Here is a 23,964-nt window from a genome sequence, read left to right as displayed (position 1 = left end):
TGATTTTCGCGAAAGACCAGAAGCGGAAATCAGGCCCCACCCTGTTTTTTTGCAAAAGCACCATTCCAGCATCGACCGAAAAAGGTATCTTTCGTTTAGAACCCAGGATGATTTCAATGAGACGGCCTTTCTACCTCTTTTTACTGTTTCTATCAACGGTTTGTGGAGCGCAGACCCCGCCGACACTCCGGCTCTGGTATAACCAGCCAGCCGGCAAAACCTGGGAAAATGCCCTGCCCATCGGAAACGGCCGATTAGGCGCTATGATCTACGGCAATGTGCCAAAGGAAACCGTTCAGCTGAACGAACATACGGTTTGGTCCGGTGGCCCCAATCGGAACGACAATCCGGAAGCTTTAGCCGCCCTGCCCGAAATCCGGCAACTCATTTTTGATGGGAAGCAGAAAGATGCCGAGAACCTGGCCAACAAAGCCATTATTACTAAAAAGTCGCACGGGCAAATGTTTCAACCCGTGGGCAACCTGCACCTCACCTTCGAGGGGCACGAAAACTATTCCAACTATTACCGGGAACTCGATCTTGAAAAGGCCGTTGCCAAGACAACGTACCAGGTAAACGGCGTGACGTATACCCGCGAACTAGTCGCGTCCTTTCCCGATCGGGTCATCGTCATGCACTTGACCGCGAGCAAACCGGGACAACTTACGTTTACGGCCTCTTTTGCGACTCCGCAGACGAATGCGACCATCAAAACCACCCCGGCGAAGGAACTGACTCTTTCCGGCACGACCTCAGACCACGAGGGTGTCAAGGGCCTGGTGAAATTTAAAGGAATAGCGCGCATTAAAACCCAGGGGGGCAGCCTGACCGCCAACGACTCGACCCTCACAGTAAAAGGGGCCAATACCGCCACGATTTACGTTTCCATCGCCACCAATTTCAACAACTACAAAGACGTAAGCGGGGACGAAAACGCCCGGGCGCAGGCGTACCTAAACAAAGCCTATCCTAAATCGTACGCGGCTATTGTAAAACCGCATATCGCGGCCTACCAAAAGTACTTCAACCGGGTGAAGCTCGATCTAGGCGGTACGGGTTCGGCGGAAGCCGCCAAACTCCCAACCGACGAACGGCTTAAAAATTTCCGCACGACGAACGATCCGCAGTTTGTCGCGCTGTACTTCCAATACGGGCGTTATCTGCTGATTTCATCCTCCCAACCCGGCCGCGACGGCGTAGCGGGCCAACCGGCCAACCTGCAAGGCATCTGGAATCACCGGATGCGGCCACCCTGGGACAGCAAGTACACCATCAACATCAACGCCCAGATGAATTACTGGCCCGCCGAAAAAACCAATCTGGCCGAACTGCACGAACCTTTCCTCAAAATGGTGCAGGAACTGTCGGAAACCGGTCAGGAAACGGCCCGGGTTATGTACGGCGCCCGGGGCTGGATGGCCCACCATAATACCGACATCTGGCGGGCAACCGGGGCCATTGATGGCGCTTTCTGGGGCATGTGGACCGGCGGGGGTGGCTGGCTCAGTCAGCACCTCTGGGAACATTATCTGTACAATGGCGACAAGGCTTATTTAGCTTCTATTTATCCTGTTCTGAAAGGAGCCGCGCAGTTTTACGCCGATTTCCTGATTGAGCATCCGAAATACCGCTGGCTGGTGGTCAACCCCGGTAGCTCACCCGAGAACGCGCCGAAGGCCCACGCCGGTTCGTCGCTGGATGCCGGTACGACGATGGACAACCAGATTGTTTTCGATGCCTTCAGTACGGCAATCCGGGCTGCGGAGTTGCTGAAAAAGGACGCGGCTTTTGTGGATACACTCAAGCAAAAACGCAGTCGGCTGGCGCCCATGCACGTTGGAAAGTTTGGTCAGTTGCAGGAGTGGCTGGACGATGTCGATGACCCCAACGATCACCACCGGCACGTATCGCACCTGTACGGTTTGTTTCCGTCTACCCAGATTTCGGCCTATCGGACGCCGGAGTTGTTTAACGCATCGCGCACCACGCTGCTTCATCGCGGAGACGTTTCGACGGGCTGGAGCATGGGCTGGAAAGTCAACTGGTGGGCAAGGTTACAGGACGGCAACCACGCGTATACCCTGATTCAGAATCAACTTTCGCCCCTGGGCGCCAACCCGGAGGGTGGAGGAACCTACAACAACCTGTTCGACGCACACCCGCCTTTCCAGATTGACGGCAACTTTGGCTGTACGTCCGGTATTACGGAAATGCTGATGCAAAGCGCCGACGGAGCGATTCACTTGTTGCCCGCCCTGCCGGATGTCTGGCCTGCGGGCCAAATCAGCGGTTTGCGGGCCATCGGCGGTTTTGAGGTGGTGAGTATGCAGTGGAAAGACGGTAAATTGACCCAGGTTCAAATCCGCTCCAATTTGGGGGGTAACCTTCGTGTACGGGTTCCGAACGCGCTGAAAGGAAGCAGTGGATTGGTTCTGAAAGCCGCTTCCGGTCCGAATTCCAACCCGTTCTACCAGACCGAAGAGACGCCCGCACCCGTGATTGCATCGCAGGCGAATCAAACCGCTCCGACGCTGAAAGAAACCCGGCTTTACGATATTTCAACGCAGGCAGGAAAAGTATATACGCTGGTCGGTCAGTAACTAGACTAGACAATTAATAATAACCTGATTAGAAGATAACGGCTTTGTACTTTCAGGCATACCCGAAAATGCCTGACAAATCAAGTAAATCAGTCCTGTTATCAACAAAAGCCCGATGATCGGCTGGCACAGGAGCAGGTACTACGTTACAGCACCACACCGACACGGTTTAAAGGCTGTCATTGCTGGACTACGGTCTTACTAGAAGAGTAAAAATAGGTAGCTTTTCAAATTCCCTTAAACCAGTATAACGATGTGTCGATGTTTATCCATTCATTGGTGGGCCCTTTGGGCCTTTGTTTGCCTGGCTACTACCGCTTTCTCTCAGCCACCCCGCGGCCCATTGGTGGTATCGCCCCAGGTCAACGCCGACAAAACCGTCACGTTCCGCTATCTGTCTCCGGCGGCCCAGGAGGTTAAGTTGAGCGGCCAGTTTTTAAAAGCGCCCATCGACATGACCAAAGACGCGCAGGGCATCTGGAGCGTTACGGTGGGGCCGGTCAAGCCCGATATTTATCCCTATAGTTTTCAGGTAAATGGCGTTACGGTGATGGACCCCGCCAACGTGGCTTTTTTCCCGAATGAGCGGTTTAAAGCCAGTTTGGTGGACGTGCCCGGCGATACGCCCCTGATTCATGCCCTGCGCGACGTTCCCCACGGCTCCATCAACTACGAATACTACCAGTCGCTGGAAGGAACAACCGGTTCGCTGGTGGTGTACACGCCACCGGGCTACGACCAGAATACCGCTAAAAAATACCCGGTTTTCTACCTCATCAGCGGCACTACCGATACGGAAGAAACCTTTTTCAAGGTGGGTAAAACCAACTTGATTCTGGATAACCTGATTGCGGAAGGCAAAACCAAACCCATGATTATTGTCATGCCGTACGGCAATATAGCCGCCCGAATAGCCGAGCAGAAAGGGGGCTCCAAACCCGCCGATCCGACGGTGCGCGACGGTGCTGATGCGGTCAAACGGGCCAACGATTTTACGGCCGATCTGGTGAACAACGTCATCCCGTATGTGGAGAAAACCTACCGGACAATCGCCAATCGCGAGAACCGGGCCATCGGCGGTTTTTCGCGCGGGGGTGGGCAAACACTCCGCACGGCGTTTAACCACATGGATAAATTTGCCTGGGTGTGTAGCTACAGTTCGTACCTGTCGCCTGCCGAAATGGACAAAAGCTTTCCGCATATAACCAGCAACCCCGCCAACACGAATAAGCAACTGAAACTGTTCTGGGTGAGTGTGGGCAGTGACGATTTTCTCTATCAGGGGACCGTCGAATTTATGGACTACCTGAAGGCGAAGAAGGTGAATTACAAAAGCCTGATCACCGACGGGGGCCACACCTGGATGAATGTCAAAAAATACGTGGCCGAAACCGCTCCCTTACTCTTTCAATAAGCCTAGCCCCAGCGCATGAAACGTATTCTCTATCTCCTCCAGGCCGTTCTTCTGTCGGCAATGACGGTTTTGGCCCAGCAACGCCCGCCCGCCATCAGTTCGCCCGACGTGCATCCCGACCATAGTATCACGTTCCGGTATTTTTCGAAGAAAGCCCAGAAAGTGACCCTGAACGGTGAATTTCTGAAGTCGCCGGTTGCCCTGACGAAAGATACATCCGGCATCTGGAGCGTAACGGTGCCGCCCGTCAAACCGGATATTTATCCCTACAGCTTTACGGTGGACAGCGTTCAGCTTGCCGATCCAAGCAATACGTACATCTTTGCCAATGAGCGCTTTAAACGCAGCATTGTCGAGGTGCCGGGCGACCAGCCGCTGATTCATTCGCTCCAGAACGTACCGCACGGAAAAATCAGCTACCGTTATTACAAATCGGGTACGCTGGGGACGACCCGCCAATTGCTGGTTTATACGCCACCCGGTTTTAATCCCAACGGCAAAACGAAGTATCCCGTGCTGTATCTGATTCACGGCGGTTCGGATACGGAAGAAACCTGGACCAAAGTGGGCCGCGCCAACCTGATTGCCGACAACCTGATTGCGCAGGGCAAGGCCAAACCGATGCTTATTGTGATGCCCTACGGGAATGTGCGCCCCGCTCCGATGGCTGATTTTACCAAAGATGTGGTGAACGACATTGTGCCCTTTATCGAAGCGAATTACCCGGTTTTGAAAGAGAGCAAAAGCCGAGCGGTGGCCGGTTTTTCGGTGGGTGGGGGACAAACGCTGAACATCGGACTGACCAATCCCGACAAGTTCGCGTATGTGTGTTCGTATGCGCCGTATACCGCCACGGAAGAGTTTAAAAAGAACTTCAGTGATTGGGCGCCGAACGCGGATCAACTGAACAAACAACTGAAACTCTTTACGATCAGCGTCGGCACCGAAGACTTTTTATACGAGCCAGTGAAACAAAACATTGCCCAGTTTAAGGAAAAAGGCCTGAAGCTGGATACGCAGATTGTGCCGGGCGGGCATACCTGGATGAATTGCAAGCTCTACCTGGCCACTACCTTGCCTCAGCTTTTCAACTAATACGAAGCCTTTTTCTCCTAAATTACTAACCAGATGATGAATAAGACGATAGCGGTATTATTCGCAGCCGCAGTAACGAGCGCAACCTGTTTGGCGCAGGGGAGTCAGACGGTGGCGGAAGATTTTAAGCCGTCCACGTTAAATCAGCCGGGTCAGGAATACCCGCAGGTGAACTCCCAGGGCTACGCCCGGTTCCGGATCAAGGCGCCCCAGGCCGATAGTGTGAAAGTCAGCCTGGGGCTTGGCGGACGCGGAGGAACCAAACTTGTAAAAGGAACCGACGGTTTCTGGACCGGCACCACCGACGGACCGCTGGATGAAGGTTTCCATTATTATCACCTCACGGTTGATGGCGGCACCTTCAACGACCCCGGCACGTTAAACTACTACGGGTCGGTCCGGTGGGAAAGCGGTATTGAAATCCCGGCCCATGATCAGGACTTCTACGCCCTGAAGGATGTTCCCCACGGTCACGTGCAGCAGATTCTTTTCCCCTCCAAAAGCACCCAGACTTCGCGACGCGCTTTTGTGTACACCCCGCCGGGTTACGAGAAAGAGACATCGAAAAAGTATCCGGTTTTATACCTGCAACACGGCTGGGGCGAAGATGAAACCGCCTGGACCAATCAGGGACGCGCGAATCTGATTATGGATAACCTGATTGCCGAGGGTAAAATCAAGCCGTTTATCATTGTGATGACCTACGGCATGACCAACGAAGTGAAATGGGGCCGGATCAAGGAATTCAGGATTGAGCCCTTTCAAACGGTGCTGGTCGATGAATTGATTCCCTACATGGATGCGAATTTCCGCACCCTCGCCGACCGGTCGAACCGGGCGATGGCGGGGCTGTCGATGGGCGGTATGGAAACGCGCACCATTACCCTCAATAAACCGGAAGTTTTTGGTGCCTACGCTCTACTCAGTGGTGGTGTTTATACGCCCGACGATCTCAACGGTAAGTCAAAGGCCAAACTGATTTTCCTGAGTTGCGGCAGCAAAGAAAATCCGGATCGGGTCAATAAGGCGGCCGCTGACTTAAAAGCAGCCGGTTACAATGTGGTTTCGTACGTTTCCGATAAAACGGCCCACGAATTCCAGACCTGGCGTCGCAGTCTTCGCGAGCTGGCCCCGTTGCTGTTTAAATAAAAGAGTGCCTAAAAACTCTTCTGAACCATGAAAAATAGTTTATTTCTGAGCAGGGCGTATCTGGTCATCGTGATGGCGGTTGGTACCTTGATGGGGTCAACGGCTTATTCACAAACCATCGAAAAAGAAGCGCCCAAAGGGTTTGACCAGGTACGCACGGGCATTGCTGCCGGCAAACTGGATTCGGTACAGTACGAGTCGAAAACCGTGGGTACAAGGCGCAAAGCCCTGATTTATACGCCACCGGGGTATTCGAAAAAGAAGAAATACCCGGTTTTGTATCTGCTGCACGGTATTGGGGGCGATGAAAAGGAGTGGCTCAGAGGGGGCAGTCCGCAGGTGATTCTGAATAATCTGTATGCGGAGAAGAAACTGGAGCCGATGATCGTGGTCATGCCCAACGGACGAGCCATGAAAGACGACCGCGCCGTGGGCAATGTGTTCGACAAAGACAAGGTAGAAGCCTTCGCTACGTTTGAAAAGGATTTGCTGAACGATCTGATTCCGTTTGTGGAGAAAAACTATTCTACCCTGAAAGACCGGGAACACCGGGCCATTGCAGGGTTGTCGATGGGGGGCGGTCAATCGCTCAATTTTGGTCTGGGCAATCTGGATAAGTTTGCCTGGGTGGGCGGTTTTTCGTCGGCCCCCAACACCAAAAAACCGGAAGAGCTGGTGCCCAATCCAGACGAAGCCCGAAAGCAGTTGAAATTGCTCTGGATTTCGTGCGGGGATGCGGATGGGCTGATTACGTTCAGCAAGCGGACCCACGATTACCTCTACGAGAAAAATGTGCCGCACGTTTACTACATCGAACCGGGTGTCCATGATTTCAAAGTCTGGAAAAACGGTTTGTATATGTTCTCTCAGTTTCTCTTCAAGCCAGTTGACGTCGCATCGTTGCCGAAGTATACGGTTTTGGGTTCGCCCGCTTCGACCAACATCCGTACCGCCAAATACCCGCAGATTTTGCCGGACAACCGGGTTATTTTCCGCGTAAAAGCCCCCGAAGCACAGAAAGTGCAGATTGATTTAGGCAAAAAATACAACATGGTGAAAGACACCAGCGGTTTCTGGACCGTCACGACCGATTCCATCAGCCGGGGTTTCCATTATTACTCGTTGCTGATTGATGGCGTCGCGGTTGTCGACCCGGCCAGCGAAACCTTTTACGGCATGGGCCGGATGGCCAGCGGTATTGAAATTCCGGATCGGGACGGCGGTTATTACGCCCTGAAAGATGTGCCGCATGGTGACATTCGGATTAAACGCTACTGGTCAAAAGCGTCGAACACCTGGCGGGAAATGTACGTGTACACGCCACCGGGCTACGATCAGTCGGGCGCGAAATACCCGGTTTTGTACCTGTTGCACGGGGGCGGTGAAGACCAGCGCGGCTGGGCCACTCAGGGGAAAACAAATGTAATTCTGGACAATCTGATCGCCGAAAAGAAAGCCCAGCCGATGGTGGTGGTGATGCTGGATGGCAACATACCCAACTCGGGCGGTCTGGCCGGTTTCAACGAAAATGTGCTGCGGATGTTCGAGAATGAGCTAAAACAAGGGGCTATTCCCTTCATCGAAAGCAACTTCCGGGTGCAAACCGACGCCAAAAACCGGGCGCTGGCGGGGCTGTCGATGGGCGGTTTACAGACGCTCTACGCGGGGATTAAGAATACCGATCTGTTTTCGCAGCTGGGCGTGTTCAGTTCAGGCTGGTTTGCCAATAACCCGAAACTGTCGGAACCTCAGTATGAGTTTATGAAAGCCAATGCCAGCACCATTAATGGCAATCTGAAAACGTTCTGGATTTCAATGGGTGGCAAGGAAGATATTGCGCATCAGAACTGTCAGGTGATGATGAAAAAGTTTGACGATCTGGGCATCAAATACCAGTACAGCGAATATGCGGGCGGACACACCTGGCCGGTCTGGCGGCACGACCTGTTTGGGTTTGCGCAGCTCCTGTTTAAGTGACTCTTGATTACCTACTAACCTGGATGAAATAGCATCTTATGAAACCAACCTACGCATTCCTTACCGGCGCGGCCCTGATGGCCTGCTCGCTGACAACCTTTGCGCAAACCAACGGCGGCAAAAATCCGATTTCGAAGCCCCTGGTGTCGCACATCTACACGGCTGACCCGTCAGCCCACGTTTTTAACGGCAAGATTTACATTTATCCCTCGCATGATATTGACGCCACGAATGTCAAAGAAGATGATGAGGGAGGGCATTTCGCCATGCGTGACTACCACGTGCTGTCGATGGACAAGATCGGTGGCCCGGTGAAAGACCACGGGGTGGCGCTGGACCTCAACGACGTTCCCTGGGCGGGCCGACAGCTCTGGGCACCCGATGCGACGTATAAAAACGGGACGTATTACCTCTATTTTCCCGCCAAAGACAAGCAGGATATTTTCCGGATCGGGGTAGCAACCAGCAAAAGCCCGACCGGACCGTTTAAGGCCGAACCGGAACCGATCAAGGGCAGTTACAGCATCGACCCAACCGTGTTTCAGGATACCGATGGCAAATTCTATCTTTACTTTGGCGGTATTTGGGGCGGTCAGTTGCAGCGGTGGAACAACAACCAGTACGATCCGAAAGGAGCGTTGAAGCCGAAAGATGAGGTGGCTTACCTGCCCCGCGTGGCCCGGCTGAGCGACGATATGAAAAGCTTTGCCGAGCCAGTTCGGGAGGTGCAGATTCTGGATGAAAACGGAAAGCCGTTCCTGGAAAAAGAGAACGACAAACGGTTTTTTGAAGCCGCCTGGCTCCACAAATACAACGGTAAGTACTATTTCTCGTATTCAACCGGCGACACCCATAACCTTTGCTACGCCATCGGCGACAATCCGTATGGTCCGTTTACCTACAAAGGCATTGTGCTGAAACCCGTCTTGGGCTGGACCAACCACCATTCCATCGTGCAGGTAGGCAAAAAATGGTATCTGTTTTACCACGATGTCCAGCTCTCCGGAAAGACGCACCTTCGGAATGTCAAAGTAACCGAGCTGACCCATAATCCCGACGGTACCATTAAAACGATTGATGCTTACAAGTGATCAACCTTTTTTACCGCTTTGGCTTGTTATTTAAGCCAAAGCGGTATGGGTTATTGGCAGGCGCTTATTCTTTTAACGAGGAAAGACATCGTCAGGAGATCGCGGTAAGAAATTTCTAAAACTCTTTCTCACCAAATTCGCTCTCGGCAAACTTCAGTTTTTTCCCCCGCTGATTAAGCTGATAGGTCAGGCTCAGCATGATGACGTCTTTTTCGTAAATGTAATTGGTGGTTGTGTAAAAATCCCGCCCCCAGGTGCTGATGCGCTGCTCGTTGCTGGCCAGCCAGCCCATACTTATGTTTTGCCATTGCAGAATGGCCGACAACCGCCCGCCCCAAAAGCCTTTCTTGACCGACGCATTGGGGGAGAAAAAGCGAGAGTCTTCCCCCTGCGCGGTTGCCCGGAGCGAAAGGTAATTCAAGGTTGTTTGTAGCGTCCAGCTCGGAGCCAGTTGAAAACTGCTGTTGACGTTTACCGAATAAACCAGGCTGGAATTGTTGACCCGAACGGTGTTGTTAAATAAACTTCCCTCAATCCGGTAATCATAAAGGTTTGCGCCCGTATACAGCTTCCACCAGCGAACGGGTTTGAGGTCCAGCCCAACCTCCAGTCCGATGCGTCGGGCGTTGCCCGCATTGGTGTAAATCCGGTTTAAAATCGTATCGGCATAGACACTGTTGACGCGGTTGACAACGTTCTGAATACCCTGGTAGTACAGCGTGGCAAATACCGAACTTTTCTTTCCGCTGTAAATGACACCGGCCTCGGCCAGGCTAACAAACTCCGGCAGAAGATTGGGGTCGCCCTGTTCAAGCGTCTCGGAGTGTTCACGTTCGGGCAGCGGATTCAGCTCCAGGCTGGTGGTGCGTTGCACCCGGCGACTATAACCGGCTTTCAGTTGCCATTGAGTATTGAATTTGTAAAGCAGGTTGGCCGACGGAAACAGATTCCGTAAAGTGAGCGGAAAGCGCGAAACGGTCGGGCCTTCAATCCGCAGGTCCCGAGTGGCGTATTCGTAGCGCAAACCGGCCGTGTAGGATAGCCTGGGATTCACGGTGGCTGCGTACTGTCCATACACCGACTGGATCATATTCTTCACCAATACCGTCCCGCTGAAATCCGGAAAGGAGGTTAACGGCTGGCCGGGCCGGTCTTTTTGCAGATAGAGAAACGCGCCCTGATCGCTGAAATACCGGTATTGATAACCCACTTCGAGCTTTCCCTTCCCCAGATTCCGGGCGTAATCGGCCTTTAACCGATAGCCCGTCAGAGGCCGCTCGTTGGTGTTTAGCGTGTATTGCAGCGTATCGTTCGACTCACTGTTGCGCAGGTTCAGGTTGCGGGTAAAACCCGATAGCTGATCTTTTTCGTAAAGACCGGATACCGAAATTGTTGATTGATCCGAAAATTGATGCGTATAATCCAGATTACCCAGCGAGAACGTGCCCTGTTTTTTGACCAGATTGGCATTGTAGTAAGTCGTCCGGCCTATCAACTGCCCCGTTGTCCGATCAATGGTTGTATTGTTATACGTAATGTCTGCCCGGCGGTAGTCGGTCCTGGCCCCATGGTAAAGGCCAAGCTGCAAGGCATCCCGCTTCGTAGGGTTATAGCTAACGGTGGCCCGGCCCGAATACGCCTGCTTTTGGGTGCTGCGTTCACCATCCGAAGGAAACGAGGTAAAACGGTTGCCCAGGGTAGTGTTTACATCGCCCACCCGCCGACCCGCCAGATCGTTTTGGTAGTAGCTGGCACCCAGCGAAATATCCCATTTTCGTTTCTTGATATTCAGCGTGGCATCCGACCCATAACGCTGTGGGCGCTCCTGGTTATCAAAGTCATTGAGGCTGGGCAATCCCCCCTGGGCATTGACGATCAGGGTTACCCCTTCATCCAGCCCCGTGCGGGTGGTAATGTTGATGATCCCCGCCCGTCCGTCGGCGTCATACCGCGCCGACGGTGTGGTTAGAATTTCGATGTTTTCAATACCGTTAGCCGGCAATTGACTCAGCAGGACCGTTGCATCTCCCTGCACCGGTTTTCCGTTCAGGAGCACCAGAAAACCGGATGCTCCTCGGACGCGGATGCCGTCCTGCCCGTCTACCGTAACCGATGGCAGATTTTTCAGCACATCCAAAGCCGTCCCGCCCACGGCCGATTGAAATTGCCGGACGTTGTACACCTGCTTATCGAGTTGGTGATAAACAGCCGCCTTCTGACCGCTCACCTGAATTTCCTGCAACAATCCCGGGCTGGCTGGCAGGGAAATAACACCAACATTTATAAGCCCATCGGTGGTCAGGGTGATATCCGAAACGATTTGTTTCTGATATCCCAGAAAGGTAACCAGCAGATAATACCGCCCGGCATTGAGTTTTGTGAAGGAAAACCGTCCTTTTGCGTCGGTAACGGCTCCGTTGGCCAGAGTACTGTCCGTGGTTCGGTGCAGCGCGACGGTCGCAAACTCCAGCGGTGCCTGATCGGTTTTGTCCCGGACAACGCCTTCAATGGTGGCCGATTGACCATATAGTTGAGAAAGGGAAAAGAAAAGGGAAAGAATCGCACCGACGACCGTTTTCATTCAGTATACAAAAGCCATAGATTATCCAGAAGGCTGCAAAGGTACTCGCTGGCTAACCGCTGAAAAGGTCGTAATCGGAAGAATGCTGGTCGATTTGCGAACTGCACAAGGAACCCTTCCACATTCACAAATTTTAGGATAGGTTGCCGTCGTCAGAACACCGTTTATTTTACCGGATGCGCTCGCGGTACTGTGTCGGAGTCATGCCGCTGCAACGGCTGAAGAATTTAGAAAAGTGGGACGGGTCCTGAAAATTGAGCTCAAAGGCGATTTCGGAAACGTTTTTGGTCGTATGAATCAACTGCTTTTTGGCTTCCAGCACCACCCGCTGTTCAATCAGTTGGCTGGCGGTTTGCCCCGTGGCTTTTTTGCAGAGGTCATTCAGGTATTTGGGCGATACGGAGAGTAAATCGGCGTATTGCTGCACCTGCCGTTTGGTCGTATACCCTTTTTCGAGCGCCTGCCCGAAAGCCTGAACCAGCGGGGAGTCGACCCGGCTTAAGGCATCCGGCAACTGAGAGGCAATATGCTGAAGTTTTAGCAGGATAATCTGCAAATACGCTCCAATGATTTTTTCCTTATTTGCGACGGCCGTGTTGTACTCCGCTTCCATGCTGTTCAGTAACGCATTAATCTCCTCAGCTTGCTGGGGTGTCAGGCTGAAACCGTTAAGAAGATGGCCCAACTGGATCAATTCCGCTTCATCCAGGCGATTTTCTACCAGAAAGTCGGTTCGAAACATCAGAACAAATCCTTGCGGAACCTGCGTCAACGCCCAGCAATGCACCTGCCCGGGCAAGATAAAATACAACGTATTGGCCGCTACCGGATACTGATTCACATCGATCCAGTGTCCACCGGCTCCGGCGGTCAGGAAGATGATCTCGTGGTAATCCTTATGACCATGAGGCTGGGTTGTTTTAATCACCGGCTTCATACGTGAGATTTTAAAGAGTACCCCTGAATCGATTTTTGACTTTACCTTAATCTGATCAATCATATAGCTGCGTACTACGTCTACACAATCAGTACCTTACTTTACCTGCTTTTTAAGAACCGCATAGCGCTTTCTCATCGCTTCCAATTTCGGCTGATAAGCCGGAGAAGAAGCGAGGTTCTGTTTTTCGTGGGGGTCAGCTTTTAAGTCGTACAGTTCTTCGTACCCGTGTTCAATATACTGCATGTACTTGCTATCGACTCGAACAATCCCTTCAACTTTGGGCAATCGGGGGCTGCCCATAAAAGTATGCTCATAAAAAAACTCCTGCCGCTCGAAAGCCCGGTCTTTTGAAAGGACCATCCTATTCAGGTCAATCCCCTGCATTTGATCAGGGACTTTGCTACCGGCCAGTTGTAAGATCGTCGGGGCGATGTCGATATTCAGGGCGATTTTGTTCTCGATTCGTCCTTTCTGTGCCGAATTTCGGGGATCATACACGATCAGCGGCACCCGGATGGATTCTTCAAAGCCAAACCATTTCCCCTCCAGACCGTGTTCTCCCAGGCAAAAACCGTTATCGCCCATGTAAATGATGACGGTATTATCGGCCACACCCAGACTATCGAGTTGCCGGCGTAATTTACCAACGACCTCATCCTCGCCCGTTACCAGCCGGTAATAATCTTTAACCGTCTGCTGGTACAGGGTATTGGTAGAAAGCAGCGGTTTCCATCGTTCCCGGCCAATGTTTTTATCGGTCCGAAAAAAATCCGGGAAGCGGTTCCAGTACGTAGGGTCAGCCGTTTCGGGTTGCGGAATGGTGAGGTCGTTATACAAGCTCTTAAAACGCTCCTGCACCGGATAGGTGGGCGGATTGCCGTCGAGTTCGTGGGGCGCTTTAAAACTAACCGACAGACAGAAAGGAGACGCTTTGCCAAACCGGTTGAGAAATTGATGAATGCCAATGGCAACGCTGTCGGTATGGTGAATCAGGCTGCCGTCGGGTCGCCGGTACTCATAAGGCGGTTGCCCCTTGCGGTTGCAGGCCCAGAAGTCAAATTCCTTTTCCGGTGGATTCTCTCCGACGCCGTACTTGCCAACAAAGCCGATCGTATAGCCCCGTTTTTTGAGAAGTAAAGGGTAGGTATTCTGGAGGGCCTGGGGGCTGAAATCCCTGGCAAAATCGTCGATACCGTGCCGCGACAGGTACTGACCACTTAAGATACTGGCCCGGCTAACCGAGCAAATGGAGGTGGTCACATAGGCGTTCTTAAACAGGATGCCCTGGCGGGCCATCTGGTCGATATTCGGCGTCCGGATGTAAGGATTGCCCATAACTCCCAGCGCATCATGCCGCTGATCATCCGTCAGCAGAAAGATGATATTTGGCGCAGGGGCAGGGCGGGCGGTTTTTGCCGTTTTGCTTTGCCAGAAAAGGCACAGGCTCAGCAATAGAAAGGCCGGGTTCATACAGAGGGCTTTAATCAATCGCTGATTTTTCGGTGAGGTACAGCGAGCGCATCCGGGCTAACTGCTTTTTATAGCCGGGGTCGCGGGCGACATCGCGGGTTTCTTCGGGGTCTCTCCGGCAATCATAAAGCGATTCGTACTCATGCTCGGTATACCGGAAATACTTGAAATCCTTCGAGATAATCCCTTCTACTTTGGGTAAGGCCGGACTGGTGAATACCGTGTGTTCATAAAAAAAGTGTTTTCGTTCGGCGGCTTTCCCCGCCAGCAGATCCATCAAATTCGTTCCCTGCATCCCCTCCGGTGCCCGAACGCCCGCAAAGCCTAATAGGGTGGGAGCCAGGTCAATGTTGAGGACGAGCTGCTCCGGTTGCACACTATGCCATTTCGAAGAAGGTCGTAAGTCGTTGATGATCAACGGCACGTGCGTGGAGGCTTCGAACCCGTACCATTTCCCCATCAGGCCGTGTTCACCCAGCGAAAAGCCGTGATCACTGGTGTAGACGACGATGGTATTCTCATCGAGCTTCAATTCTTTGAGTTTGGCGACAATAACCCCCACCGACTCGTCCAGACCCGTAATCAGACGGTAATAGTTTTTGGTGTTCTGCTGAAAGAGTTCGGGGGTCGAAAACAGGCCGTGCCACCGGGCCCTTCCAATGTTCTGATCTGTCCGGAAGAAGTCGGGGAAGTGGTTCCAGTATTCCGGTGCCGCCGTGGTGGGTACCGGAATGGTCACGTCCTTGTACAGGTCTTTATACCGCTCCTGAACCAGGTACGTTGCCGGTTTCCCGTTCACACCGTCAATTTCGTGAGCCGCGTTAAAAGACAGGGCCAGATAAAAAGGGCCGCCCGACTGGTGTTTCTCCAGGAAATCAACGGCTTTGCGGGTGACGTGGTCGGTCTGGTGAAGCCCATCTTCAGTCATCCAGGGTATACTGCCCTCCCAATGATCGAAAAGCTCGGTGGGCGGTTTTTTCCCGACGCCCAGAAAACCAATCTGGGCCGTTTTATAGCCCGCCTTTTTCAGAACCATCGGGTAGGTGTTCTCTAAAGCTGGGCCGGAAAATCCGGTGGTAAAATCATTGATTTGATGCCGCGCCCGATGCTGTCCGCTGAGAATACTGGCCCGGCTGACGGCACAGATCGCCGTGGTCACATAGGCGTTCTTAAACAGGATGCCCTGGCGGGCCAGCCGGTCCAGATTAGGCGTTTGAACAAAGGGATTACCCCGAATCCCCAGAGCCTCGGAGCGATGGCTATCCGTAATGATAAAAACAATATTGGGACGTTTCGGGGCTTGTGAGGGCCGATCTTGGGCAATGCCTTTCAGGGCAAGGCCCAGAACAAGACCGACTATCCAAACGGTTTTCCAGCTTTTGGCACTCATCATCTGCAAGGGTTACAAGGGTTAGGTCCCGGAGTTTATTCCAGCTTAGTAATAAAATCTGTTCGGCCGTCCAGATGGATGCAAATTAAAAAACAGGCCGCCAAAATGGGCAGAACTTTTCGTATAAATACAAATTGGGGCAATACGTCGGGGTTGTAGGAGATAGAAAAGATACGTTTTAAAACCCAGATCAAACTCACTAACGGTATCTCGGTGGAATAAAAATTCTATAAAGTCAGGAAATTTTTCATAAAAATAAAAAAACGCTTAATATTGTAGGACATATACTACTTATAGTACATATACCAATTGATTTGTATGGATGAGATCCTCAGAAATAGTACGCTGGTGGACGGGCTTGAGAGTTTGATTATCAAGCATATAACCGATAGGAAGTTAACGCCCGGCGATGAAATTCCGAGCGAACTGGAACTGGCGGAGAAATATAATGTCGGCAGAAATGTGGTTCGGGAAGCTTTGAGTCGCCTGCGAATGCTGGGATTAATTGAAAGCCGAAAGCGTCGGGGAATTGTCCTTTCGCAACCCAATGTTATGACGAGTTTCCAAAAGGTGGTCAACCCTTTCATCCTCAGTAAAGAAACCATCCTGGACTTATTGGGTATGCGGGTTTCACTGGAAATTGGATGTGCCAACCTGATCGTCAACAACATCACCGATCATGACATTGAGGAACTGAAACGGATTGTAGCCAAGGAGGAGAATATCAGCTACCTGAAGGTGAATGTGGAAATGGAACGGGAGTTTCACACCAAGATCTACGCCATTACCAAAAACCGGGTGATGCTCGATTTTCTGAATATCATTTTGCCGGTTTTCAAGTACGTCAACGAAAATTTCGAGGATTTCGACCGATTTAATAAGGGCAGTCAGCCCGAACGGCGACTGGTCCGGCACAAAGACCTCATTCCGTATCTGGAAGCCCGCGATCTGGAAGGATACCGTAAGGCGGTGGAGGACCATTTGATCGCTTATGTCGAATACATTAAAACCATCCATACGCCCGATATACCCAACTAATTTTTTATCCTATATGATTAATTACCCCAAAATAAACGGGCTGATCGCTGCGGTTTTTACTCCTTTTCACCCCGACGGTTCCATCAATCCGGCGCTGGTCAGCACGTACGCCGACCGCCTGAAACGGCAGGGTGTGGCCGGCGTGTTTGTTAATGGCTCGTCGGGCGAAGGCATGTTGCTTTCGGTCGAGGAGCGGAAAGCAATGGCGGAAGCCTGGGCCGTTCACGGCACGGCTGACTTCAAAATCATCGTCCACGTCGGCAGCACGAGTGTGCAGATTTCCAAAGAACTGGCGGCCCATAGCCAGCAAATCGGGGTCGATGCCGTGGGCTGTATGGCACCCTGTTTTCTAACGTCGTCGGATGTCGATGTCATCGTGGATTACTGTCAGCAGGTGGCCTCGGCGGCCCCTGAATTGCCGTTTTATTACTACCACCTGCCCGTTGCTACCGGAGCGCATATCAAAGTAAATCAGCTGCTGGAGCGAGGTTCGAAGCGAATTCCGAACCTCGCGGGGGTCAAGTTTACCTATACCGATTTCATGGATATGCACCAGTGCTTGGCGTTGCAGGGCGGTCGCTTCGACGTGCTGCACGGGCACGACGAAATTCTGATCAACGGTCTGGTGCTGGGCGTTCAGGGAGCCATTGGGACAACCTTCAATTTCATTCCGGAGGTGTACCACAAACTCATGGAAGCGTATCAGGACGGCGATTTTGCCGCTGCCCGGGCTTATCAGATGCAATCTATTGATATTGTGACGGTGATGCTGCGGTACGTCAATGCCGTAGTGGGTGGAAAAGCCATTCTGAAGCTGGCGGGACTCGACTGTGGCCCCTGCCGGACTCCGCTCCGGAACCTGACGTCTGCCGAGTGGCAGCAACTGGAGCAGGATTTGCAAAAGACGGACTTTTTTGAATTACTCACCGAATCCAGACTTGTTGGTTTATGAAACTTCGGAGCCTCGTTCTGGTCACGGTAGCCATGTTGGGGTGCACGGCCTCCAGCCAAACCTCCCACCAAACGGAAACCTGTATTCAGGTTCTGAAAGACGTGGCCGTATGCGACGATTTCTGGGTAAAAGTTCACGCCGTCGAATACCTGATCGAGTCGGGTTTTCGGGAGGATGCCGACGCATTGATCAAAACCGGTCTGGCCAGTTTCCAGAACGAGCCTCAGAAACGGATTGGCTATTGGCGGGCCAGCTACCTGAATGCGAGCCATGAAGCGGAAAAGCAGGGCTGGCTCGACCGGATCAAACGGGCTTATCTCGACACAACGGGACCGGACCGCATCCATGCTGCTGAAACCCTGGCCAAACTGTCGTATTCTTTTCTGCATTTTGGGCCAAACCCGGTTCAGAACGATCAGGCTGGGGGAGGAGTTCTGGCGGATTTCGTCCGTTGGGGAATGGCCTTGCCAAAAGAGCCTTCGCAACCCGTCGCGTACGATTCTTTGCTGGCAGCGGTGCGGTCTACGAACCAGACTTCCCGCAAACTGGCGGCCTATGCGCTGGGATTTATCGGAGCCCTTCCGGCCCATCAGTGGCCCGTTTTGGCCCAGGCTGCCCTGGACGAACCCGACCAATCGGAAGCAGCCGCCTACCTGCTGAGTACGGCTTACGCCCTGGCGCCCACGCCAATCGAAAAGCAGGCTGATGTTTTGAATCGGATTCGGCAACGGCTGCTGACACTTCAAAACTCCGACCGAAAAGCAGACCGTATCGAATTGTGTCGGGCGCTGGCGCGGAAAGGCACCACCGACGATGTTTCGTTGCTGCTACGGTATCTCAACCTCGAAAACCGGATTGAAACCGTTTCCGACACCACGAAGTCGGTTCATGCCCGCGATCATCCGCAGAACCTGGATGTGCAGGCCGCAGCCGCTTACGCCCTGCTTCAACTGGAAAAACGGGCGCGTTCGGCCGATATATAAAACGACGATTATTCCTAACCCTTAATTCCTTGTATTTCATGAATAGTTCGATCAAACACCTTTTTCTCTTACTGACCTTTCTAACCGGCCTCACCACCGCGTACGGTCGGAAGAAGGACGATGGGCCGGTGGTAACCAAAATCTGGGATCAGGCCACGCACAGTGCCTTTACGGACCTGATTCGGTTCAAAGGTGCGTTCTACTGCTCGTTCCGGGAAGGGTCGGGCCATATACCCGGCACCGATGGAAAAGTACGGATTCTGAAATCAACCACGGGCAAAGACTGGGAAAGTGTTGCCTTACTGGAAAAAGAAGGGATCGACCTGCGCGACCCCAAGCTGTCGATTACGCCAAACGGCCGTTTGATGATCATCATTGGTGGCTCGATTTATCAGCAGGGCAAACTGCTTGGACGAGCGCCACATGTCGCCTTTTCCGACAAAACCGGACTGAAGTTTTCGACGCCTGAAAAAGTAAACGTTGATCCGTCCATCGTCTCCTGGGGCGACTGGATCTGGCGCGTGACCTGGCACAAAGGTACTGGCTACGCCATCGATTATCAGATTGGACCCCAGGAACGCAACGGTCCGACGGCCATGTATCTGCTGAAAACGAAAGATGGTAAATCGTTCGAAAAGGTGTCCAAACTGGACGTCGACGGTTTTCCGAATGAAGCCACCGTACGGTTTGACCAGCACGATTCCCTGTTTGTGCTGATTCGCCGGGAAATAGGCGATAAAGTAGGCATGCTGGCCAAAAGTGCCGCTCCGTATACCAACTGGAATTTTCGGCGGTTGACCATGCGGCTGGGCGGGCCTAACTTCCTGTTCCTGAACGACCAGCAACTGGTGATGGGAACCCGGTCCTACGAAACCGTTCCGAACACGGCCTTCTTTCTGGGCGATAAGAATGGCAAGTTTCGCAAGATTTTCAAGTTGCCGTCCAGTGGTGACAACAGCTATCCGGGAATGGTCCTGCACGAAGGAACCCTGTATATTTCGTATTATTCCTCCCACGAAGGGAAAACCTCGATTTATTTTACGCAAGTCCCGGTTTCCCAGCTCACAGCACTAAATAAAGCCCCCGACATTCTGCCATCAAAACCGATCTGGAATTCGTCTCCGCACAGTGCGTTTACGGATTTGCTCCGGTTTAACGGCAAATTTTACTGTACGTTCCGCGAGGGACTGGGCCATGTGCCGGTCCATACCAAACCGGGCGAATCGTCGGACGGTACGATCCGGGTCATCGCTTCCGTGGATGGCGAGAAATGGGAAAGCCAGGCCCTCATCACGGAACCGGGCATTGACCTCCGCGACCCCAAGCTGGCCATTACGCCCGACGGTCGGCTGATGATCACCTGTGGCGGTTCCGATTACGTTGACAATAAGTTAATGGAATGGCATACCCGGGTGATGTTTTCGAAGGATGGCCAGCAATGGACCTCGCCCATGCGGGTGCGCGGTATTCCCTCCAACAACTGGTTTTTCCGGATTACCTGGAATGGCCCAACCGGCTATGTGGCTTCTAATGTGTGCGAAACGGATCCCAAAACCGGGCAGGTGAACACCAAAAACCGGAAGCTTATTCTGTATAAAACCGTCGATGGGATTAATTACCAGGCCGTTAGCAATGACTTCAACCCATCGCCCGAAGGCTGCGAAGCCACAGTAAAATTCAGAGCCGACAGCAGTCTGGTTATCCTGATTCGGAACGCGGGAGGCAACTCCACCGCCGGTTTTCTGGCATCCTCCAAACCCCCATACCAGAAATTCGAGATCGTTCAGATTGATCACGGCATGGGCGGGCAGAATTTCTTTGAACTAACCGACAACCGCTGGCTGGTCGTCACCCGGGAGTACCCCTATGAACGCCCTCCCTCTCGCACCGGAACGGCGACCGTGATGTTGCAGGTGGACGAAAATGGGATTTTTCAGCGTCTTTACGAACTGCCGTCCGGGGGCGACACCAGCTATCCGGGCCTATTGATTCACGAGGATAAGCTCTGGATTTCGTACTACTCGTCGCACGAAGGCAAGTCAGCCATCTACCTAAGCGTCATTCCAATGGCGCAGCTAAAAGACCGCATTCAATCGCTTCTAACCCTCAAATAAACCAACGAAAAAGGAGCTGTTCCAGCAGCTCCTCCACTCAAAAACAAGATGTACTAAACCAGTAGTAACCTTCAAATGTATGAAAAAAATTATTCCTGCTCGCTACAGGAACCGGGATTGTATTCTCTTCCGAAACCGTTGGAATTGCTTTCTGTCGGTTGTGTTGGGAATCCTGCTGTCCGGTTCGGTCTATTCGCAAAGTCTGACGGTTCGGGGAAAAGTCACCCGCGAAAACGGGGAATCCTTACCGGGTGTGACGATTCTAATCAAAGGAACCCTGAAAGGTGTCGTTTCTGACGCTGAGGGTGCGTATCAGATTACCGCGTCAAAAGGTGATATGCTCCAGTTCTCCTACATTGGTTACAATTCGGTTCAGAAAACCGTTGAAAGCGATCAGCTTGATGTGCAACTCACGGAATCGAACATCAATCTGGAAGAAGCCGTCGTCATCGGATACGGTTCGCTCAAGAGCACCCAGATTACCAGCTCGATTGCCAAAATAAAAGCCCAGGACCTCGATCAGCGGCCCGTGAGCCGCATCGACCACGCCCTGAACGGCAAACTGGCGGGGGTTCAGGTGCAGGAGACGAGCGGAAGCCCCGGACGGGGCATGGCCGTCAAGGTTCGGGGGGTTGGGTCGATCAACAATTCGGGGTCCCCGCTGTACGTCGTCGACGGTTTTCCGATCAACTCGGGGCTGGACAACATTAACCCGAACGAGATCGAATCCATCGAAGTGCTCAAAGATGCGGCTTCGGCGGCTATTTACGGATCGCGCGGTTCCAATGGCGTCGTACTGATTACGACGAAATCGGGCAAAAAAGGCAAACCGGTGCTTGAATTTGATACGTACTACGGTTTGCAGGAACGGTTTAGCCGTGTCGATGTGCTCAACCGCGATGAATACATTGATTTTGCCATCGAAGAACGAAACAACACCTGGATGCTCCAAGGCGGAAAAGCTAGTGATCCGAATTCGGTTCGGAGCAATGCCAACTACTGGATTGATCCGGTCTGGTTAACCGATCCGAAATCGTTGCCTGATCATGACTGGCAGAAGCTGATCTCGCGGGTGGCACCGGTCCAGAATTACCAGTTGTCGGCGTCGGGCTCTTCCGAGAACACCAAATACTACATCTCGGGTAACTACTTCAACCAGCAGGGTATTATACTGGGTTCGGACTACAACCGGCTGGCTTTTCGCGCCAATGTGGAAACCAAACTCAGTTCCCGCGTCAACATGGGCTTAAACCTTTCCGCTACTTCGGTCAGGAAGAATGATTCGGATGGCGACGGTCTCCAGGGGCCGGTCAGCCGGTCGGTGCGGGTAGCGCCCATTGTTGGCCTGAACCAGCAAACGCAGCTGGGCGGTTTTTATCCCTACCATGCGGCTTTTTACCTGAACCCGATTGCGCTGGCGACCCAGATCACCAACGAAACCAAAAGCCGGAACCTGCGGGCCAATCTGTACACCACCGTCGATCTGGCCCAGAACCTGCGCTTCCGGACCTCCTTCGGGGCCGATTTTCTGAGCGATCTCGACCAGTTTTTCAAACCGGACAACATCAACCGGGGCGTTGGGCACGTGGGGACGGTTGGCACCGGAACCCGGGAAAACTACCTCAACGAGAACACGCTGACCTACGATATTCAGAAGGAAAAATGGAGCCTGAACGCACTGGCGGGTTTTACCTACCAGGAAGATAAATTCACCGCCACGAGCCTTTCCAAAACCGGTTTTCCCGACGACGAAATTCCCACGCTGAACATGGGGACCATCCTGAGTGCCGGGGAATCGTCGGCCACGGCCTGGAGTCTGATGTCGTTTCTGGGCCGGGTGAGCACCTCGTTCCGGGATAAATACCTGTTGACGGCCAGCATCCGTCGGGATGGTAGCTCCCGATTTGGGGCCGATAACCGCTGGGGCTGGTTTCCGGCGGCATCGGTTGGCTGGCGGATTTCGCAGGAGCCTTTTATGCGCGCGGTTTCCTTCATCGATGATCTGAAACTGCGGGTTAGCTACGGGGTGGCCGGGAACAACAACATCGGCGACTATGCCGCCATCGGCACGCTGTCGAATACTAATTACGTGCTGGGCGGCAGTCAGGCGGTTGTTTCCGGTTTTAGTCCAAGCTCGTTCAGCAACCGGATGCTGGGCTGGGAGCGGTCGTTTACCTTTGATGCGGGTTTTGATCTGGCCGTATTCAATAACCGGGTCGTCATTGGATTTGACGTGTACCGGACCGATACGAAAGACCTGCTGCTGAACGTCCAGATTCCGCCGATCACCGGTTTTTCGTCGGCCCGGATGAACATTGGCTCGGTGCGTAATTCGGGGGTCGAACTCGAACTGACCACCCGGAACCTCACCGGTCCGTTCAAGTGGACCACCTCGTTTAACATCACCCACAACACCAACAAGGTAACGGCGCTGGGACCTGGCAATGCCCCTATTTATACGACCCGGGACGGTTTTACCACCATCACGCAGGTCGGCCAGCCGATTGGCAGCTACTTCGCTTTTGTGCAGGACGGTGTTTTTGTTGACCAGAAAGATTTCGACTCTCACCCGAAATACAAAACCCAAAATGTGGGCGATATCAAGTACAAGGATGTGAACGGCGACGGGAAAATTACGGAAGACGACCGGACCATTCTGGGTAACAACAACCCGAAGTTTTTCTGGGGTATGCAAAATTCGTTTTCGTACGGCCAGTTTGACATGATGGTGTCGATGGACGGGCAATGGGGCAATAAACTACTGAATGCCGCCATCGGGCAACACGGACAATCGCGGGGTAACGTCGATGGCTACTGGCGCGACCGGTGGCGTTCGCCCGAACAGCCGGGGAATGGCTGGGTACCCCGGGCGGCTGTGACGGCCAACCTGACCACCCCTTCCAGCTTCTGGCTCCGCAGTGCGGCCTACTGGCGGGTTCGGACCATTTCGCTGGGCTACCGGCTACCGGAGTCGCTGCTGGCCAAAACAAAGAGCATCAGCGGCATCCGGATTTACGGCAGCGTCGACAACGTCTTTATGCACGACCATTACAATAAAAACCCCCAGACGGGAACGTATTCGAACACCAATACCCTGGCTGGTGTCGATTTCGACGCCACCTACCCGCTGGCCCGGACCTATACCCTCGGTTTAAACGTAAAATTCTAGA

The 23,964-nt window shown here is 52.9% G+C and carries 15 protein-coding genes; 11 read left to right on the top strand and 4 right to left on the bottom strand.

What is annotated here, in order from left to right; all coding sequences use genetic code 11:
* Positions 1–116: 116 nt before the first annotated feature.
* The 6 genes from LX87_RS26760 to LX87_RS26735 all read left to right on the top strand — a co-directional run bounded on the left by LX87_RS26760 (position 117) and on the right by LX87_RS26735 (position 9,326).
* Positions 117–2,600 (top strand): glycoside hydrolase family 95 protein, encoded by a 2,484-nt coding sequence (locus tag LX87_RS26760; RefSeq protein WP_111631384.1) that lies wholly within the window; start codon positions 117–119, stop codon positions 2,598–2,600.
* Between the two features lie 253 nt (positions 2,601–2,853).
* On the top strand, positions 2,854–4,014 hold the full coding sequence (locus tag LX87_RS26755; protein ID WP_111631383.1) for an alpha/beta hydrolase: 1,161 nt from the start codon (positions 2,854–2,856) through the stop codon (positions 4,012–4,014).
* 15 nt (positions 4,015–4,029) lie between these two features.
* Positions 4,030–5,109 (top strand): alpha/beta hydrolase, encoded by a 1,080-nt coding sequence (locus LX87_RS26750; protein WP_111631382.1) that lies wholly within the window; start codon positions 4,030–4,032, stop codon positions 5,107–5,109.
* Between the two features lie 33 nt (positions 5,110–5,142).
* Positions 5,143–6,258, top strand: coding sequence for an alpha/beta hydrolase-fold protein (locus tag LX87_RS26745; protein WP_111631381.1), 1,116 nt, complete (start codon positions 5,143–5,145; stop codon positions 6,256–6,258).
* A gap of 72 nt (positions 6,259–6,330) precedes the next feature.
* On the top strand, positions 6,331–8,235 hold the full coding sequence (locus LX87_RS26740) for an alpha/beta hydrolase-fold protein (RefSeq protein ID WP_229310835.1): 1,905 nt from the start codon (positions 6,331–6,333) through the stop codon (positions 8,233–8,235).
* Positions 8,236–8,312: 77 nt separating this feature from the next.
* Positions 8,313–9,326, top strand: a complete 1,014-nt coding sequence (locus tag LX87_RS26735) for a glycoside hydrolase family 43 protein (protein ID WP_229310834.1) — start codon at positions 8,313–8,315, stop codon at positions 9,324–9,326.
* 115 nt (positions 9,327–9,441) lie between these two features.
* On the opposite strand, the gene LX87_RS26730 is transcribed toward LX87_RS26735, so the two are convergent.
* The 4 genes from LX87_RS26730 to LX87_RS26715 all read right to left on the bottom strand — a co-directional run bounded on the left by LX87_RS26730 (position 9,442) and on the right by LX87_RS26715 (position 15,710).
* The gene (locus tag LX87_RS26730) at positions 9,442–11,907 is read right to left on the bottom strand and encodes a TonB-dependent receptor (RefSeq protein ID WP_111631378.1); all 2,466 of its coding nucleotides are present in this window, start codon (positions 11,905–11,907) and stop codon (positions 9,442–9,444) included.
* 169 nt (positions 11,908–12,076) lie between these two features.
* On the bottom strand, positions 12,077–12,844 hold the full coding sequence (locus tag LX87_RS26725; protein WP_170139478.1) for a helix-turn-helix domain-containing protein: 768 nt from the start codon (positions 12,842–12,844) through the stop codon (positions 12,077–12,079).
* A gap of 96 nt (positions 12,845–12,940) precedes the next feature.
* Positions 12,941–14,317 carry a sulfatase family protein gene (locus tag LX87_RS26720; protein ID WP_111631376.1) on the bottom strand — a complete coding sequence of 459 codons (1,377 nt, stop codon included), beginning with the start codon at positions 14,315–14,317 and terminating at the stop codon, positions 12,941–12,943.
* 10 nt (positions 14,318–14,327) lie between these two features.
* Positions 14,328–15,710: a sulfatase family protein gene (locus LX87_RS26715; protein WP_111631375.1), complete on the bottom strand. Its 1,383-nt coding sequence runs from the start codon at positions 15,708–15,710 to the stop codon at positions 14,328–14,330.
* Positions 15,711–16,025: 315 nt separating this feature from the next.
* On the opposite strand from LX87_RS26715, the gene LX87_RS26710 reads away from it, so the two are divergent.
* From LX87_RS26710 to LX87_RS26690, 5 genes are all read left to right on the top strand, one after another.
* Positions 16,026–16,745 (top strand): FadR/GntR family transcriptional regulator, encoded by a 720-nt coding sequence (locus LX87_RS26710; RefSeq protein ID WP_111631374.1) that lies wholly within the window; start codon positions 16,026–16,028, stop codon positions 16,743–16,745.
* 13 nt (positions 16,746–16,758) lie between these two features.
* Entirely contained in the window at positions 16,759–17,697 is a 939-nt protein-coding gene (locus tag LX87_RS26705; protein ID WP_170139477.1) for a dihydrodipicolinate synthase family protein, read from the top strand.
* A complete protein-coding gene (locus LX87_RS26700; protein ID WP_111631372.1) occupies positions 17,694–18,680 on the top strand; it encodes a hypothetical protein in 987 nt (328 codons plus the stop codon). Before LX87_RS26705 ends, LX87_RS26700 begins: the two co-directional genes overlap by 4 nt.
* A 38-nt stretch (positions 18,681–18,718) precedes the next feature.
* Positions 18,719–20,794 carry a sialidase family protein gene (locus LX87_RS26695; protein WP_111631371.1) on the top strand — a complete coding sequence of 692 codons (2,076 nt, stop codon included), beginning with the start codon at positions 18,719–18,721 and terminating at the stop codon, positions 20,792–20,794.
* Between the two features lie 79 nt (positions 20,795–20,873).
* A complete protein-coding gene (locus LX87_RS26690; protein ID WP_111631370.1) occupies positions 20,874–23,963 on the top strand; it encodes a SusC/RagA family TonB-linked outer membrane protein in 3,090 nt (1,029 codons plus the stop codon).
* The last annotated feature ends 1 nt before the right edge of the window (position 23,964 follow it).

The sequence above is a fragment of the Larkinella arboricola genome (assembly GCF_003259745.1).
GTDB lineage: Bacteria > Bacteroidota > Bacteroidia > Cytophagales > Spirosomataceae > Larkinella > Larkinella arboricola.
This window is presented reverse-complemented; position numbering and strand designations above follow the sequence as displayed.